Source organism: Streptomyces abikoensis (assembly GCF_014648775.1).
Lineage (GTDB): Bacteria > Actinomycetota > Actinomycetes > Streptomycetales > Streptomycetaceae > Streptomyces > Streptomyces abikoensis.
The window spans coordinates 779,935-795,963 of the sequence record NZ_BMRT01000002.1 but is presented as its reverse complement, the minus strand read 5'-3'; the positions used below and the strand labels follow the sequence as shown (position 1 = coordinate 795,963).

At 71.2% G+C, this 16,029-nt stretch carries 18 protein-coding genes; 12 read left to right on the top strand and 6 right to left on the bottom strand.

Going from position 1 to position 16,029, the window contains the following annotated elements; genetic code table 11:
* Window positions 1-10 precede the first annotated feature (10 nt).
* The 5 genes from IE096_RS32135 to IE096_RS09940 all read left to right on the top strand — a co-directional run bounded on the left by IE096_RS32135 (window position 11) and on the right by IE096_RS09940 (window position 4,435).
* Window positions 11-307, top strand: coding sequence for a LuxR C-terminal-related transcriptional regulator (locus tag IE096_RS32135; protein WP_373298059.1), 297 nt, complete (start codon window positions 11-13; stop codon window positions 305-307).
* Window positions 308-607: 300 nt separating this feature from the next.
* Window positions 608-1,186, top strand: a complete 579-nt coding sequence (locus tag IE096_RS09955) for a hypothetical protein (protein ID WP_189450731.1) — start codon at window positions 608-610, stop codon at window positions 1,184-1,186.
* Between the two features lie 101 nt (window positions 1,187-1,287).
* Complete coding sequence (locus tag IE096_RS09950) at window positions 1,288-2,454, top strand: peptidoglycan-binding domain-containing protein (RefSeq protein ID WP_229820085.1); 1,167 nt, start codon at window positions 1,288-1,290, stop codon at window positions 2,452-2,454.
* A gap of 44 nt (window positions 2,455-2,498) precedes the next feature.
* Window positions 2,499-3,161 (top strand): ABC transporter ATP-binding protein, encoded by a 663-nt coding sequence (locus tag IE096_RS09945; RefSeq protein WP_189450976.1) that lies wholly within the window; start codon window positions 2,499-2,501, stop codon window positions 3,159-3,161.
* A gap of 59 nt (window positions 3,162-3,220) precedes the next feature.
* Window positions 3,221-4,435 carry an ABC transporter permease gene (locus tag IE096_RS09940; protein ID WP_189450729.1) on the top strand — a complete coding sequence of 405 codons (1,215 nt, stop codon included), beginning with the start codon at window positions 3,221-3,223 and terminating at the stop codon, window positions 4,433-4,435.
* 154 nt (window positions 4,436-4,589) lie between these two features.
* On the opposite strand, the gene IE096_RS09935 is transcribed toward IE096_RS09940, so the two are convergent.
* Entirely contained in the window at window positions 4,590-4,946 is a 357-nt protein-coding gene (locus IE096_RS09935) for an SH3 domain-containing protein (RefSeq protein ID WP_189450727.1), read from the bottom strand.
* Window positions 4,947-5,355: 409 nt separating this feature from the next.
* On the opposite strand from IE096_RS09935, the gene IE096_RS09930 reads away from it, so the two are divergent.
* On the top strand, window positions 5,356-7,008 hold the full coding sequence (locus IE096_RS09930; RefSeq protein ID WP_189450725.1) for a sensor histidine kinase: 1,653 nt from the start codon (window positions 5,356-5,358) through the stop codon (window positions 7,006-7,008).
* On the opposite strand, the gene IE096_RS09925 is transcribed toward IE096_RS09930, so the two are convergent.
* The gene (locus IE096_RS09925) at window positions 6,969-7,676 is read right to left on the bottom strand and encodes a response regulator transcription factor (protein ID WP_189450724.1); all 708 of its coding nucleotides are present in this window, start codon (window positions 7,674-7,676) and stop codon (window positions 6,969-6,971) included. The genes IE096_RS09930 and IE096_RS09925 overlap by 40 nt on opposite strands.
* A 122-nt stretch (window positions 7,677-7,798) precedes the next feature.
* Between IE096_RS09925 and IE096_RS09920 the strand changes: the two genes are divergently transcribed.
* Window positions 7,799-8,164, top strand: coding sequence for a hypothetical protein (locus IE096_RS09920; RefSeq protein ID WP_189450723.1), 366 nt, complete (start codon window positions 7,799-7,801; stop codon window positions 8,162-8,164).
* 34 nt (window positions 8,165-8,198) lie between these two features.
* Here IE096_RS09920 and IE096_RS09915 read toward each other — a convergent pair whose 3' ends face one another.
* The 3 genes from IE096_RS09915 to IE096_RS09905 all read right to left on the bottom strand — a co-directional run bounded on the left by IE096_RS09915 (window position 8,199) and on the right by IE096_RS09905 (window position 10,437).
* Entirely contained in the window at window positions 8,199-9,140 is a 942-nt protein-coding gene (locus IE096_RS09915; RefSeq protein WP_189450722.1) for a M56 family metallopeptidase, read from the bottom strand.
* 126 nt (window positions 9,141-9,266) lie between these two features.
* Window positions 9,267-9,857, bottom strand: coding sequence for a DUF5134 domain-containing protein (locus IE096_RS09910; protein WP_189450716.1), 591 nt, complete (start codon window positions 9,855-9,857; stop codon window positions 9,267-9,269).
* Window positions 9,858-10,044: 187 nt separating this feature from the next.
* Window positions 10,045-10,437 (bottom strand): VOC family protein, encoded by a 393-nt coding sequence (locus IE096_RS09905; RefSeq protein WP_189450714.1) that lies wholly within the window; start codon window positions 10,435-10,437, stop codon window positions 10,045-10,047.
* Between the two features lie 78 nt (window positions 10,438-10,515).
* Between IE096_RS09905 and IE096_RS09900 the strand changes: the two genes are divergently transcribed.
* The 4 genes from IE096_RS09900 to IE096_RS09885 all read left to right on the top strand — a co-directional run bounded on the left by IE096_RS09900 (window position 10,516) and on the right by IE096_RS09885 (window position 14,595).
* Complete coding sequence (locus tag IE096_RS09900) at window positions 10,516-11,067, top strand: GNAT family N-acetyltransferase (RefSeq protein WP_189450712.1); 552 nt, start codon at window positions 10,516-10,518, stop codon at window positions 11,065-11,067.
* A 269-nt stretch (window positions 11,068-11,336) separates the two neighbouring features.
* A complete protein-coding gene (locus IE096_RS09895) occupies window positions 11,337-12,734 on the top strand; it encodes a DUF6421 family protein (protein ID WP_189450710.1) in 1,398 nt (465 codons plus the stop codon).
* 26 nt (window positions 12,735-12,760) lie between these two features.
* On the top strand, window positions 12,761-13,525 hold the full coding sequence (locus IE096_RS09890; protein WP_189450709.1) for an SDR family NAD(P)-dependent oxidoreductase: 765 nt from the start codon (window positions 12,761-12,763) through the stop codon (window positions 13,523-13,525).
* Window positions 13,504-14,595: a threonine aldolase family protein gene (locus tag IE096_RS09885; RefSeq protein ID WP_189450707.1), complete on the top strand. Its 1,092-nt coding sequence runs from the start codon at window positions 13,504-13,506 to the stop codon at window positions 14,593-14,595. Before IE096_RS09890 ends, IE096_RS09885 begins: the two co-directional genes overlap by 22 nt.
* Before the next feature lie 77 nt (window positions 14,596-14,672).
* Here the strand turns inward: IE096_RS09885 and IE096_RS09880 are convergent, their stop codons facing one another.
* On the bottom strand, window positions 14,673-15,389 hold the full coding sequence (locus tag IE096_RS09880) for a lysophospholipid acyltransferase family protein (protein WP_189450705.1): 717 nt from the start codon (window positions 15,387-15,389) through the stop codon (window positions 14,673-14,675).
* 271 nt (window positions 15,390-15,660) lie between these two features.
* Here IE096_RS09880 and IE096_RS09875 point away from each other — a divergent pair, with 271 nt between their 5' ends.
* On the top strand, window positions 15,661-16,002 hold the full coding sequence (locus tag IE096_RS09875) for a TlpA family protein disulfide reductase (protein WP_229820083.1): 342 nt from the start codon (window positions 15,661-15,663) through the stop codon (window positions 16,000-16,002).
* Window positions 16,003-16,029 lie beyond the last annotated feature (27 nt).

The following is a 16,029-nucleotide window of genomic DNA, read 5'->3' as shown; positions in this document are numbered from 1 at the left end:
CCGGATCCCAGTGAAGATCCAGCTGACGGTGCCGGGCCTGCCGGCGGAGGGCCTGACGACCCAGGGCATCGCCCGCCGTCTGCTCATCTCCCTGCACACCGTCAACCGTCACCTCGAAAAGGTCTACCGGAAGCTCCACCAACAACCGGGTCTCCACCGCCCTGCTGGCAAAGCAGCACGGGCTGGTGCCCTGAGTGGAACGTGGCCCTCTATGCCGGGTACTGATCTCCCCGGCTGCCCTGAGAAGGCGCATGGCACACGGGCTCGTCCACCCACACCGACAGCGCCACAGCGCTGGGGTCGGTAAACAGTGAAGCCCGCCCTCGGAATCGGGCTCCATCGCGGAAGGCCGCCGCTGGCAAGCCAACTGCTGATAAGAAGACCGCGAAAGCACGTCCCCCCACCACCGACGCCAGCCGGAACCGCCGTGCCGGTGCCAAGAAGCACGATGCCCTGGCGGGGCTATACCAGCGGGCGGTCAAAGAGTGGATCAGCGACGGCACGATTGGTTGACGAGTTCTTCAAAGGTTCTTCATCACTTGCATCCTAGGGTCGGTCTGCCCATCGCACTCACGGACCGGTTCCAGTAAGGGAGCAGGGGGAACCTATGAGACGAGATCAGGCGTTGCTGGCCGTGACGGCTTCGGTTGTGGCCTTCGGGCTGGTCGGCTGCGGCAGCGACGACAGCGCGAAGGTCCCGACAGCTGCGGGCGGTGCCACGTCCAAGGTGTCCGGCACGACAAGCGGGCAGGGCGGCGGGGGTGACATGGCCGCGTATGTGAAAGCTCAGCGTGAGTACGCGAAGTGTCTGCGGGAGAATGGGGTCGACGCACCGGACCCGGATGCCAAGGGGAACCTCGACTTCGGTGACGGTGACCACGTGCGCGCCCTGAAGAGGGACCCGAAGTTCCGAACCGCCTCGGCGAAGTGTGCTCCAAGTCTGTCGGCCGTCCCCGAGAGCGTCGAGAAGAACAACCGGCCGAAGCTCTCCCCCGAGCAGATCAAGACGATGCGCAAGTACGCCGAGTGCATGCAGAAGAACGGCGCCCCCGACTTCCCCGACCCGGGCGCTGACGGGTTCGGGGAGGGCCGGTGGGATCAGAGCTCGGCTGCCGCGCAGCGGGCCCTGCGGGTTTGCGGGCCGATCGCCGGCGCTCCGACGAGCCCGGGCCCGGGCAAGGGCTGATCGTGACCGAGTCCGTTCCGCATCCCGATGACCGTCCAGGGACACCACCCGCGCCGCCACGCACCCGCCGAGTGCGGCGTGCGGCGTTGATCTGCTCCGTCGTGGCCGTCGTGGCGACGGTCATACTGGTCGGCGCCCTGGGGTTCGGCGGAGGCAAGGACAAGCATCCAGGCGTACCATCCCGAGCCAGCTCGTTCGTCCCGGTCACCCGGGCCACCGTGACCGAACGGACCAAGGTTGACGGGCAGTTGGGGTATGGCGCGGAAGTTCCCCTCCTGGTCAAGGCGACAGGCACCGTGACCTGGCTGCCCGAGCAGGGGACGTTGGTGGAACGCGGCGGCGTGCTCCTACGAGTCAACGACCGCCCAGTGGTCCTCCTGTACGGGAGCCTGCCCATGTACCGGGACCTGCGTCCGGCTTCCCGTGATTCCGGCCGGCACCAGGAAGGCGACCAGAGGGCCGGCAAGGAGCGGCAGGACGGCGCGGCCGGCGCCGCGGCGGGCTCTTCGCCGGCGCCGGGGGGTGCCGAGGGTGGGGCGTCGAGCACCGGGGCCGGTGCGCTTGGGGAGGTGAAGGGCTCGGATGTCCTGCAGTTCCAGACCAACCTGGCAGCGCTCGGGTTTACGGGATTCGCGGTGGACGGTACGTTCACCGCTGGCACCGCTCAGGCGGTCAGGCGCTGGCAGAAGTCGCTCGGGCTGCCCCAGACCGGCACGGTCGGCGTCGGGGACGTCTTCTACTCCGCAGGCAAGGTACGCATCGGCCATGCGGGCGTTCGGCTCGGCGCACCTGTCGGCGAAAACGCTCTGACATACACCGGAACGGCCCGCAATGTCGTCGTCAACGCATCGGCCGCAGACGCCTTCTGGGCCGTGCGCGGCGCTCCTGTCCGGGTCCAGCTGCCCGACGGCGCATTCGTGAGGGGCGAAGTGGAATCGGTGGGCAAGCAAGTGACCGCGCCCGAGAAGGGCGAGGGCAGCTCGGGGCAGGTCCCCACGACCGTGCCGGTGTCCATCACCCTCCGGGACCAGAAATCGCTGGGGAGGCTGGAGAGCGGCCCCGTCACCGTCGAGTACGTGGGGCGGGAGGCCAAGGGCGTGCTGACGGTTCCCGTCGCAGCGCTCGTCGCGCTCGCGGAAGGCGGCCACGGACTGGAGACCGCGGACGGAACCTTCGTGGCCGTGAAGACCGGGCTGTTCGCGGATGGCAGAGTGGAAGTGAGCGGCCCCGCGGTCCGCGAAGGCCTGAAGGTGAGGGTCCCGGAGTGAGCGACAGGCCTGCGGCGGTCGTGGAATTCGACGCCGTCTCCAAGATGTACCGGGGCAAAGTGGCCGCGGTCCGTGAGGTGAGTCTGCGGATCGGGCGCGGGGAACTGGTCGGCGTGATCGGCCCGTCGGGCTCCGGCAAGTCCAGCATGCTCAACCTCATGGGCAGTCTTGACCGGCCCTCCGCGGGTCGCGTCCTGATCGAGGGCCACGACGTGGCGAAGCTGTCCGACCGCGAGGTCTCCGCACTACGGGCCACCCGGATCGGCTTCGTCTTCCAGCAGTTCCATCTGGCGGCCGGCGTTCCGGTCCTGGACGCGGTAGCGGACGGCCTGCTCTACGCAGGCGTCCCGATACGCCGCCGCCGCGCCGAGGCGGCGGCCGCGCTGGCCCGGGTCGGGCTCAGCCACCGCGTCCGCCATCTGCCGCACCAGCTCTCCGGCGGCGAGCGGCAGCGGGTCGCGATCGCCCGCGCGGTGATCGGCGAGCCCTCGGTCCTGCTGGCGGACGAACCGACCGGAAATCTGGACTCCGCGTCGGGAGCGAGCGTCCTGAGCCTGCTCCGCGCTCTGCAAGCGTCCGGAACCACCGTAGTGATCATCACTCACGACCGTGAGATCGCGGCCGGGCTGCCTCGCCGCCTCGAGATGCGCGACGGTCGGCTGATCAGTGATACGGCACAAAACCCTACGACCGGGGCGTCCCGTTGAGAGGCGGAAGGGCGAACTCCCCCCGGGCGGGAACCGAGCCCGCGGATTGCGCCCGCGATGTGCCGTCCGGCCCCGCCCGCGGCCGGTCACAGTCGAGGGCAGCGCGTCTCGGGCCCGCCGATGTCGTGCGGCTCGGCGGCGCCGGCCTCCGGGCACGCCCCGTACGCGTCGTTCTCTCCGCCCTCGGCATCGCCATCGGCGTCGCCGCCATGATCGCGGTGGTCGGCATCTCGGCCTCCGGCCAGGCCGAAGTGGACCGCCGGCTCGACGCGCTCGGCACCAATCTCTTACGGGTCGCCCCCGGCCGGTCCCTCGCGGGCGACAAAGCCAGACTGCCGTATGAGGCTGTCGCGATGATCCGTCGGATCCCACCGGTGCGGCAGGTCGCGGCCACCGGCGCGACCGATGCCCACGTCTACCGCAACGAGCGCATCGCCACCGGGCGCACCGGCTCCCTGAGTGTCCTCGCGGCCGACGCCGACCTTCTCCCCGCCGTCGGCGGTCACCTCCGCACAGGCCGCTGGCTGGACTCCACCCTCGAGCGATACCCGACAGTCGTGCTCGGTGCCACCGCCGCCCAGCGGCTGGACGTGTACACCCCGGGAACCCGGGTCTGGCTCGGCGGCCGCTGGTTCTCCCTGGTCGGCGTACTCGATCCCGTACCGCTCGCACCGGAGATCGACAGCGCGGCCCTGATCGGCCAACCGGTGGCCCGCGCATACCTCCGCTTCGACGGCCACCCGTCCACGATCTATGTCCGAACCGAGGACAGCCATGTCACAGCGGTCTGGACGGTACTCCCGGCCACGGCATACCCGGAGAAACCGGGCGAGGTGCGCATCTCGCGGCCCTCCGACGCTCTCGCGGCGCGCGAGGCCAGCGAATCGACGCTGGCCGGGTTGCTCATCGGCCTCGGCGGAGTCGCCCTGCTCGTCGGCGGCGTGGGAGTGGGCAACACCATGATCATCTCGGTTCTGGAACGGCGTCCCGAGATCGGCCTGCGCCGGGCGCTCGGGGCGACCAGGGGCCAGATCCGCACCCAGTTCGTGACGGAATCGCTGCTCCTGTCACTCATCGGCGGACTCAGCGGGGCGGTCCTCGGGACGCTGATCACCTCGTGCTACGCCCTCAGCCGCGGTTGGCCGGCGATAGTCCCAGTGTGGGCGAGCGCGGCGGGCACCGGCTCAGCCCTGGCCATTGGCATGATCGCCGGGCTGTATCCGGCGGTCCGGGCGAGCCGGCTGTCGCCGACGGAGGCACTGTCCGGCACCTGAAACAACCGGTACCTCGGGGCGAGCCGCCGCAAGCGGCCGCCGACCCTTCGCCCTCACCCGCCGTCGACATGACGCGACCTACCTGAGGCGGCCCCGGCAGGAGCCGCCTCAGTCAGCGCGTCACCTCGATGGCCTCAGTCCGACCGACGGGGCGCTAGAAGCCACAGCTGTATGTGGTGCCCCCGTCGCTCAGCAGATCGTCACGCACCCAGCCCTCAGTGCCCTTGGAAGCGTTCTCCAGGTACGTCCAGGTGTAGCCGTCGTTGCCTCTGGTGTAGCAGCGGTAGTTGAGCCAGTCGCCGCTGTAGGCGATGCCCATGACGGTGCAGCTGGTGCTGGATCCGCTGCGCACGTTGGCGCCGTTGGCCGTCTGGACGAAGGGGTTGTGGTCCTGGTTCGTGCCCCGTGCGCCGCACGGAGCGTGCGCGGCGGCCGGGGTGGGAAGAGACAGCGGAACGGCCAGGGCGATGGCCGCGACCGCGGGGACGAGCGCTGCTATGCGACGTTTCATTTCTGAACCCCCACAGTGTCGTTGCGGAAGCACATGGCCCGGATAGCGGACGGCACCGGGATGAAAGCCAGAAGTCTCGCCTCACGCAGATGCGAGTGGCATACGCAACGATTGCCGTCCGGCAAAGCTGAAGAAAGGATTCCGCACACGTCTGACCGCTTTTCACGCCCAAGCGACCGAAAGACCCACAAGCGGCTGAAAGCCTCACCAGTGAATATGCGCCACTTCCTGGATATGCAGATCGGCGCCATCCTGGGACGGTCAACATCGTGTCCTGCCAGGCATCCCGTAACCCGGGAGAACCATGGGAAGGAGTCACCTTGAACGCATGCGCGCCGACGGCCGCGGCGGTGTTCGCGCCGGTAGCCGGAACGGACCTCGCGCCGACGGCCGCAGCGGGTGGGCCACGATGAGCTTCCGGCTCCGGGTTCTCGGCCTGCTCGCACTCGTCGCGATGGCCGCCACCGCTGCCACCGCCTGGCTGACCCTGCGTCAGGCCGACCATCAGGTGCGGCAGACCGTCATGGCCGGCCAGGAGGAGGTCTCCCGGATCACCAGCGAACTGCGCTCATACGGCTTCGCGCACGGCACCTGGGACGGGCTCGCGCCGACGGTGAGCGCACTCGCGAAGGAGACCGGCCAACGCATCCGGGTCGCCACGGAGGCCGACGTCCTGCTCGCAGATTCCGACGCCATCACCGGCCGCGATCCCCGCGCACCGAGCAGCCGGCCCCCGGTCCTGGTCGACCCTCGCCCCACCCTGCGCTTTCCCCGGACCCAGGCACCGAGGATCTCGGTGAAACTGACCGCCCAGGCGATCACGAGGTATCGCTCCGCAACCGCCTACGCGGCCTGCCTGACACGCGCAGGGGCCAACGTGACGGCCCGGCCGGACGACATTGGCCTCCCCCAGATCAGTACGGACCGCCGACTCCCGAAATGCGAGGAACCGCATGAAGAAACGAAACCCCCGGCACAACCAGATCTCGACGCGGCCCGACCGTGCGAATCCGAGCCGCAGTTCACCACATGTCTGCAACGAGTATTCAACGAACGAGCCGGCCCAGCCGCCCCGCCACGCCTGACGATCCGCCTCGGCGCCCAGAACGCCCCGCCACCCGCCCTGGCCACCGCCCCCACGGTGGCCGCCGCGACGGGCATCGCCGCTGCGGCCGTCCTGGCCGCGACGCTCCTGAGCAGAGCCGTGCTGCGCCCAGTCCGAGCCCTGACCCTCGCCGCGAAAGGACTCGGCGAAGGCGACATGAGGCGGCGAGTGCCCGTATCCGGCCGGGACGAGATCGCCCAGCTCGGCAACGCCTTCAACCGCATGGCCGCCTCCATCCAGGCAAGCGAGGAACGCCAACGCCGCCTCAGCAGTGACATCGCGCACGAGCTGCGCACCCCGCTGACCAACCTGCGCGGCTACCTGGAAGCCCTGCGGGACGGAATCCTCGAACCCACCCCCGAACTGCTGGACTCCCTCCACGAGGAAACACTGCTGCAGCAGCGGATCGTGGACGACCTCCGGGACCTCGCCCTCGCGGAAGCCAACGCCCTCGCCTACCACCGCACCCAAGTCGACCTGCGTGAGCTCCTGGAGATCAGCCTCCGGGCCCATCGCGCCCAAGCCGAGACGGCAGGCGTCACACTCGAGCTGGAGGCACCACGGACAACACACGTGAGCGCCGACCCGGACCGGCTACGCCAGGTCGTCGGCAATCTGATCAGCAACGCCCTGCGGGCCACGGCGCCCGGTGGCACTGTGACCCTGACCCTGATCCCGGACGGCGCACTGGCCATCGTGGAAGTCCGCGACACCGGCACAGGGATATCCGCGGAGGACCTGCCGCATCTCTTCGACCGCTTCTGGCGGGCGGACCCTTCACGAGGCCGCGCGACCGGCGGCAGCGGCCTGGGGCTGTCCATCGCCCGCCAGATCGTCACCGACCATGACGGGACGCTCGACGTACGCAGCACCGTCGGGGTGGGCACGACATTTACGGTCGTCCTCACCACGGAGCATCACGGTGGCGCCGGGCCGGAGCCGTCCGCGAGACGGTAGCCCCGCCCATACACCGTCTCCAGGTACCGGGGCCGCTGTGGGTCCGCCTCCAACTTCCGCCGCAGGTTCATCACATGCGCGTCCACGGTCCGCTCCAGCACGTCCCGGTCAAAACCGAAGACCCGCTCGATGATCTGCGCCCGGGTAAAGACCCGGCCCGGCTCGCGGGCCAGCACCTCCAGGATCGAGAACTCCTTCGCGGTCACCGCCACCAGCCGACCCGCCGCCCTGATCTCGAAGCGCGCGGTGTCCAGCTCCACCTCACCCACCCGCAGTACGACAGGCTCCGCCACCCCACCAGACCTGCCGGAACGGCGCAGCAGCACCCGCACCCGCGCCGCCAGCTCACGGGGGCTGTACGGCTTGGTGAGGTAATCATCAGCGCCGAGGTCAAGGCCGAGGAGCATATCCTCCTCGGTCGAGCGCGCGGTGAGCAGCAGAATCGGGACATCCGACTCGGCGCGAATAATCCGGCACACATCGAGCCCGTTGACCAGCGGCAGCATCACATCGAGAACCATGAGATCCGGCCTCGACGAACGAGCCCGTTCCAGCGCCGCACGGCCGTCCGCCACGACCTGCACCGCGTTTCCTCCCCTTTCCAGATAGATCCGGATCAGTCGAGCCTGTTTCTCGTCATCCTCAACCACCAATATTCGAGCGCTCAACGGCACCCTCCATCCTCCCAAACAAGGCCCCCGCGCTCCTCAGACCGTAAACAAATGCGGACAGGACCCCGTACTTCGCCGCCGGCGCGCGCGGACCGGACCGGGCCGCCCAGCAGGACTGGTTGCTGGCCGCCGTCGAAGAGGTCTGGGACGGCTTCCGGACGCACTTCACCCAGCTGTGGCGAGACCACGCCGGCGGTGACGGCTACCCGCCCGCCCTCTTCACGGGGGCCGCCACGACCGCGTTGGAGGCCGAACGGCAGCGCTACCTCGACGAGTTGTTCACCGAGACGCTCGGATTCTGTGGCGCCGAGATCATCCGCCGGGTCGTCGGCTTCGCCCGCCCCGCCGATCTCACCACCATCACCGACTCCGCCCACCGCGCCGCGGCCGAGCGGCGAGCACTCGCGCTGGCCCGGTCCCTGACGACCGCCCCGGCCGCCTACCGCTCCGCCGCCGGCCTCACCGCGGCCGCGCGAGACCGCTGACACGTCGTCGGTGAAGTCCCCGGGCACCCGCGGCTCACCCGCCCAGCGCGCTCAGCCCCGGTACGAACGTCACCAGCACCGGGACGACCGGCACCAGCGCCGCCGTCGCCGTCAGGCGGAACCGCTGGAGGACCGTCAGCCGGGGCGCGGGGGCCAGGAGGCGGTCGACCCGGTCGGGCAGTCCCGAGACACCGGCCGGGCAGGGGCCGAACACTCCCCGGTCCTCGTTGAGTTCGACCAGCGCGAGCGCGGTCGTCAGACGGCCGAAGCGCCGGGAGGCCGAGTCGTCGGCGGCCAGCTCGACGAGGTGGTGCATCTGGTCGCGGAAGGCCGCGAACACCGGCACCTGCGGAAAGCCGTTGGCCAGCGCCGAGGAGACGTGCAGCAGCCAGTCGTGGCGGGCGCGGGCGTGCCCCTGTTCGTGGGCGAGGACCGCGTCCAGCTGGGAGCCCTTCAGCCGGCGCAGCGCCGCCGTCGTGATGACCAGCCGGGGCGCGGCGCCGCCCCGCAGCAGCCACGCCTCGGCGCGCTCGCCCTCCAGTACGACGAGCCGCTCGGCGCCGCGCTCCTCCCCGGGCAGCAGGGGCGCGCGGACGAGCAGGTCCGCGCGGCGGCGCCGGCGCCGGGCCCGGGCGGTGCGGATCTCGCGGGTGAGCATCGCCGCCGTCCAGACCGCCCCGGAGGCGAGGGCGACGGCCAGGGGTGCGGCCCAGGCGCCGCACCCGGTCAGGGCGTACGCCTCCATCACCCCGCGCGGCGCGGGCGCGAACACATGGCCGCGCACCGCCTCCCACGCGGCGGCGGCGCTCAGCGCCATGGCCAGCGCGCAGCACAACAGCACGGCGGCCACGACGCATTGCCACACCAGCAGCGCGAGCACGGGCTCCCGAGTGGGCCAGTCGGCACGTGCCAGCACACGCGGCGCCAGCGCCGCGGCCAGGCCGCCGAGGACCAGCAGCGCGAGCGGGACCATCATGGGTGCCAGCCTATGAGGGCCGTGCCGTGCCCGGATACGGGCACCGTGCCGAAGTGACACAGGACACGTGGCCCGGGGACGGCCGCCGGACCGCCTGCCATCCGGACCGCCTGTTACATCGTCCTGTCACATCGTCAGGAGCATGACCACCATTCCTATGGCCATCGACAGCCGGCACGCCGTGATCAGCCCGGCGCCCGTGTCCGGCCCCGGGCGCACCGGGCCGTTCCCCGCCACCGACGGCCCGGCCGGCACGGGCACGACGCCCGCCACCGTGCGGACGACGTACACCGCGAAGTACACCAGCAACAGCCCCGTGAGCAGCGGCGCCCCGGCCGGCGCGCGGTCCGCGCCGGTGTGGCCCGCGTGGGCGCCGGCCGGGGCGGCAGCCATGGCGAGGGACATATAGGCCATCGCGAAGGCGCCCACCGCGTGGTGCAGACGACGGAGGCCGGGGGGCGCTCCGGCGGACGTCAGGGCGTGCAGCCCCAGCACCCCGAACAGCGCCGCGAAGAGCACGTGGCCCCACGGCGGGGTGTCCAGGACGGCCGCGGGCACGGCCATGGCCGCCATGCCGAGGGCCATGACGGCGTCGCCCCCCGCGGCCGCGGCCCGGCGCTCCCCCGCCGCGCCGGGCCGCGCCCGCAGAAGGCAGTACAGGCCCGCGGCGGCGCACAGCGCGACCAGCGACCAGCCGAGAAGCGGCGGTCCGTGCACGGCACACCTCCCGACGCGGGCCTACCTCCGGAGGATGCCCGGGCCGGGGGCCGCACACGGGAGCGCACAGGCGCACGGCCGTGGCACGCGCAGGCCCCCGCGTGCGCCCGCGCAGCGCCGGTGCAGCGCCGGTGCGCGACGGCGGTGCGCCGGGCCGAGGGCGCGCACGGAGAAGACGCTCAGGTGTTCAGACCGTCGGCCGGTAGCGGATCGGATGCCCCTCCGGCACCTCCACCACCGCGATGCGCACGCCGTCCGGGTCCGCGATCCACATCTCGATGAGCCCCCACGGCTTCTTCTCCGGCGGCTCCAGCACCACCACGCCCCGCTCCAGGAACTCCGCGTACGCCGCCGCCGCGTCCGCCACCTGGAACCAGAGCTCGAGCCCGGGCGCGGGAGGGGTCCGCGACCTGCCCGACACCTCCAGGAAGCCGCCGCCCAGGAAGTAGACGACACCGCGCTCCGGGCCCGTGCCGAACTCCCGGTAGACCGCGAGCCCCAGGGTCTCGCCGTAGAACCGCCGCGAGCGCTCGGGATCGGTCGGTCTCAGTAACAACCTGCTGCTCAGAACATGCACCATGCCCGCGACTGTACGCACACCCCCTCCGTTAGGGTCGTTCATACGCCCGAAAAGCCGCAGGAGAGGACCAGGGAGCCCATGGAGACCGCCAGCCGCCCCATCACCGCGCCGGACTTCCGGATCGCGACCGCCGACGACGTGCCGGCGCTCGTCCGGCTGGTCGAGTCGGCCTACCGGGGCGAGGAGAGCAAGGCCGGCTGGACGACCGAGGCCGATCTGCTCGACGGCCAGCGGACCGACCCCGAGGGCGTGCTCGCCGTCATCACCGACGAGAACAGCCGGCTGATGATCGCGGAACGCGACGGCGAACTGCTCGCCTGCTGCCAGCTCGAGCACCGTGGCGACCACGTCTACTTCGGCATGTTCGCGGTCCGGCCCACCGCCCAGGGCGGCGGCCTGGGCAAGCTCGTCATGGCGGAGGCCGAGCGCGTCGCCCGCGCCGAGTGGGGCGCCCAGGCCATGCACATGACCGTGATCAAGCAGCGCGACGAGCTGATCGCCTGGTACGAGCGCCGCGGCTACCGGCGCACCGGTCAGATGAGCCCCTTCCCCTACGGGGACGAGCGCTTCGGTGTGCCGCAGCGCGACGACCTGGAGTTCGAGCTCCTGGTCAAGGAGCTGGCGGGCTGACCATCCGGGGCGCCGACGGGACGGCCACCCGAGGAGCCGGCGTTCCGGCCACCCGAGGATGGCCGGAACGCGCCTAGAACGGTCCCGGTGGCGGCAGGGGCCGGTGAGGCGGATGATCGGAGCTGATGCCCCGGACGGGGGAGGCCGACAGGAAAAACAGCGGCGTCACCGGGGGGTCGGCAGGATAATTTATGGCTGCACCTCTTGAGCCGGAGAACCTCGCATGGATACGGTGTCTTAACGCCAGGTTCTCCAGAGGAGGGTTAGTCGTGACGGAAATCTTTGCGTCGGCGGCAACGCAAACCGACATTTTGTCTGTGGATCGTGTTGTCGAGCATCCCGCCTGGGCTGCCCTCAAGAGCGCCGTGGAGACAATCAGGCCCTGGCAGTCCGCCGACGGCTCGATCGACCTGGCCGCCGAGGGCGCGCCACCGGGCGAGGCCGTCCGCGCCGAGGTCGAGGTGGTCATAGCCGCGGTGGAGCAGCTCTCGCCGCTCCTGCCGCACGACGCGGAGTACCACGCCGCGCTCGTCGCCGACCTGCGCCGCTGGGCCGACGGCGGCTTCGGCGTGCCGGACTTCCTGGAGGCTCTGCTGGCCTTCCAGCCCGCCGCCCAGCGCGCCGACGGCCTCCAGCACCTCGTCGTCTTCCCCATGTACACGCAGAACGGCAACCCCGACCGCAACCTCGAGGCGGTCGTGCTGCGCGTGGTCTGGCCGGAGTGGCTCGCCGAGCTCGAGCGCACCCGCTACGACAACCCGCTGTTCCTCGGCATCACCTTCGAGGACTTCACCTCGGGCTACGACACCAACTCCGCCGTCCTCTTCCCGGAGACCATCGCCGTGCGCGAGGCCCCCGAGCGCTTCACCTGGGGCGGCATCTTCTGCGACCGCGAGGCCGCCCGCTTCCGCCGGGTCACCGCGGCCGCCGTGGAGACCCTCAAGCTGGAGCTCCCCGACGACATCGCCGCCATGCTCCACGACCAGCAGCGCTGCCAGGAGGCATTCGTCCTGTGGGACATGGTCCACGACCGCACCCACAGCCACGGCGACCTGCCCTTCGACCCCTTCATGATCAAGCAGCGGCAGCCGTTCTGGATGTACGGCCTGGAGGAGCTCCGCTGCGACCTCACCGCCTTCAAGGAGGCCGTGAAGCTGGAGGCCGACGGCTACACCCAGGGCCGTGACGTGCAGTACGCCGTGCTCTTCGACCGGATGTTCCGCTTCCCGCTCACCGGCGACCGCGTCCGCAACTACGACGGCCTCGGCGGCCAGCTGCTCTTCGCGTACCTCCACAAGCACGACGTCGTACGCTGGACGGACAACACCCTGCACATCGACTGGGACCGTGCCCCGCAGGTCACCAACCAGCTGTGCGGCGAGATCGAGAAGCTCTACCGCGACGGCATCGACCGGCCCAAGCTCGTCCACTGGTTCGCCGCCTACGAGCTCGTCTCGGCCTACCTCGCGCCGCACCCCGGCTCCGTGTGGGCCAAGGGCCCCGACGCCCTCGACCTCTCCCTCCCCCCGCGCAAGCTGGTGGACGAGGTGCTCGCGGACGAATTCCCGCTCAGCATGTTCTTCGAGGCCCTTGCCAAGAAGCTGCGCGGCGTGATCGCCTCGACCAAGGGGATCACCGCCGCCGGCGCCGAGCAGGTGGCCGCGTGAGCGAGCGCGAGAAGGAGGTGACGGGTATGAGCATTCCGTCGAACGGGAACGGCGGCCCGCTGGACGGTGCCGTCGTGGCGGTGGCCGGAGCGGCCGGCCCGGCCGGCCGGGCGACCCTGCTGCGGCTCGCCGAGGCCGGAGCGATCGTCGTCGCCGCCGACGCGGACGCCGCGCGCCTCGCCGAGGCCGTGGACGCCGCCCGCTACGCCCACGGCGGCGCCACCGTCACCGGCGACACCGTGGACCTGCTCGACCTCGACGCCGCCCGGGCCTGGGCCGACCGCACCGAGAAGGAGTTCGGGCGGGTCGACGGCCTGGTCCACCTGGTCGGCGGCTGGCGCGGCTCGGCGACCTTCGCCGAGACCGACCTCGCCGACTGGGAGCTGCTGGAGAAGCTCCTCATCAAGACCGTCCAGCACACCTCCCTGGCCTTCGAGGCCCCCCTGGCCCGCAGCGGCAACGGCCGGTACGTGCTGATCAGCGCCGCCGGCGCCAGCAAGCCCACCGCCGGGAACGCCGCCTACTCCGCCGCCAAGGCCGCCGCCGAGGCCTGGACCCTGGCCCTCGCCGACTCCTTCCGCAAGGCGGGCGGCGAGGGCGCCCCGCCGGCCGCCGCCACCGTCCTGGTGGTCAAGGCGCTGGTGCACGACGCGATGCGCGCCGAACGACCCAACGCGAAATTCGCGGGCTTCACCGACGTCAAGGACCTGGCCCAGGCCATCGCCGGCGTCTGGGACACGCCCGCCCAGGAAGTGAACGGAACCCGTCAGTGGCTGACCCCGCAACCGTGACCCCGCCCGCGACCGACGCGATACGCCGGCACGACCCCGAGGTGCGCGGCTTCGCCAGCGACAACTACGCGGGCGCGCATCCCGAGATCCTCGCGGCGCTCGCCCTCGCCAACGGCGGCCACCAGGTCGCCTACGGCGAGGACGACTACACCGCCCACCTCCAGGACGTGATGCGGGCCCACTTCGGCCCCACCGCCCAGGCGTTCCCCGTCTTCAACGGCACGGGGGCCAACGTCGTCGCCCTGCAGGCCGCGACCGAGCGATGGGGTGCGGTCGTCTGCGCCTCCTCCGCGCACATCAACGTCGACGAGTGCGGGGCGCCCGAGCGCGTCGGCGGGCTGAAGCTGCTCCACGTGCCCACCGAGCACGGCAAGCTCACCCCCGAGCTGATCGACCGTGAGGCGTTCGGCTGGGAGGACGAGCACCGGGCCCAGCCGCAGATCGTCTCGATCACCCAGACCACCGAGCTCGGGACCTGCTACACCCCCGAGGAGATCCGGGAGATCTGCGACCACGCCCACGAGCGGGGCATGAAGGTCCACCTGGACGGTTCGCGGATCGCCAACGCGGCGGCCTCCCTGGGCCTGCCCCTGCGCGCGTTCACCACGGACGCCGGGGTCGACCTGCTCTCCTTCGGCGGCACCAAGAACGGCATGGTCTTCGGCGAGTGCGTCGTCGTCCTCAACCCGGACGCGGTGCGGGCGATGAAGCACCTGCGCAAGATGTCGATGCAGCTCGCGTCGAAGATGCGCTTCGTCTCCGTGCAGTTCGAGGCGCTGCTCTCCGGCGACCTGTGGCTGCGCAGCGCCGGGCACGCCAACGCCATGGCGGCGCGGCTGGCCGAGGGCGTCCGGGGCATCGAGGGCGTCGAGGTGCTCCACCCGGTGGAGTCCAACGCCGTCTTCGCCCGGCTGCCGCACGACGTGAGCGAGCGCCTCCAGAAGCGCTACCGCTTCTACTTCTGGAACGAGGCCGCCGGGGACGTCCGCTGGATGTGCTCCTTCGACACCACCGAGGCCGACATCGACGCCTTCACCGCCGCGATCGCGGAGGAAATGGCCAAGCGGTAGCGGTCGGGCCTACCGGTACCCAAGGGTGCGGGGTACGTACGGTGACGTACGTACCCCGCATCTGTTGGCGTAGCCCTTCAGCTCCGGGCGATCGCCGGGGCGGGGGCCGTGCCGCCGAGGTGGGCGGGGATCCACCAGCTGTCGCCGGGGCCCTCCGTACGGACCGGGTAGGCGCGCTGGGCGGCCTCCAGGAGGTCCTGGACCCGGGCGCGGACGCGCTCGGTGACCTGCTCGGCGGGCTCCGCCGGATCGGCGGCCACGGGCTCGCCCACCCGGATGGTCACCGGGATGTGGTTGCGGCCGAGATCGCGCTTGTGGCCCTTGGTCCACAGCCGCTGGGTGCCCCACAGCGCCATCGGCACCAGCGGCACCCCGGCCTCCTGCGCCAGCCGGGCCGCGCCGGACTTGAAGTTCTTCAGGGTGAAGGAGGTGGAGATCGTGGCCTCGGGGAAGACGCCGATGACCTCGCCCGACCGCAGGGCGGAGAGCGCGTGCTTGTAGGCGTCCATGCCCGCCGCACGGTCGACGGGTATGTGCTTCATCGCCCGCATCAGCGGCCCGGAGACCTTGTGCCGGAAGACGGACTCCTTGGCCATGAAGCGCACCAGCCGCTTGGCGGGCCGGGCGGCCAGCCCGGCGAAGACGAAGTCGAGGTAGCCGATGTGGTTGCTCACCAGGACCGCCCCGCCGCGCGCCGGGACGTGCTCGCTGCCCTGGATGTCGAAGCGCAGGTCGAGCGCCTTGAACATGGTGCGGGCGATACCGATCACCGGGGGGTAGACGAGCTCTGCCATATCGGGAAGATCCTTCCGGCCTGGGGAGGGTGCTCCCGGCTGAAACGCTGATGTGCTGAAGCCCCTAAGTTACGCGAACGTAGGGACGTGGCCCGTCGCCGACTATCTGCCAGATCGTGCCCGAATGCCCGCCCAGGAGCCAGCCGGGCGGCCCCGGGGCCCACGAGATCCTCGTCACGTCGGGAAATTTCCGCGTGGGCGATGATGCTGCAAGCAGCGACCGGAGGTCGACACCGGTTACGGAACCGGTTACGGACGAGGGAGGGTGAGCGTGCCCGTAGGGGACGAGCGGGAAGGCGTACCGGAGCGGCTGAGCGCCGCCGGGATCGGAGTGGCGGAGCTGGGGGAGCGGGCCACGCTCGTCCAGTTCTCCAGTGCCTTCTGTCAGCCGTGTCGCGCGACCCGGCGCGTCCTCGCGGACGTCGCGGCCATGGTCGACGGCGTCGCCTACGTCGAGGTCGACGCGGAGGCGCGGCTGGAGCTCGTCCGCGCGCTGGGCGTCACCGCCACCCCCACCACGCTCGTCCTGGACGGCGCGGGGCGCGTCGTGCGGCGCGCCACCGGGCAGCCGAGACGGGCCGATGTCATCGCGGCACTGGGCGCGGCGGTCTGACGCGCCGTGCACCGCCTCGCCGCGCCC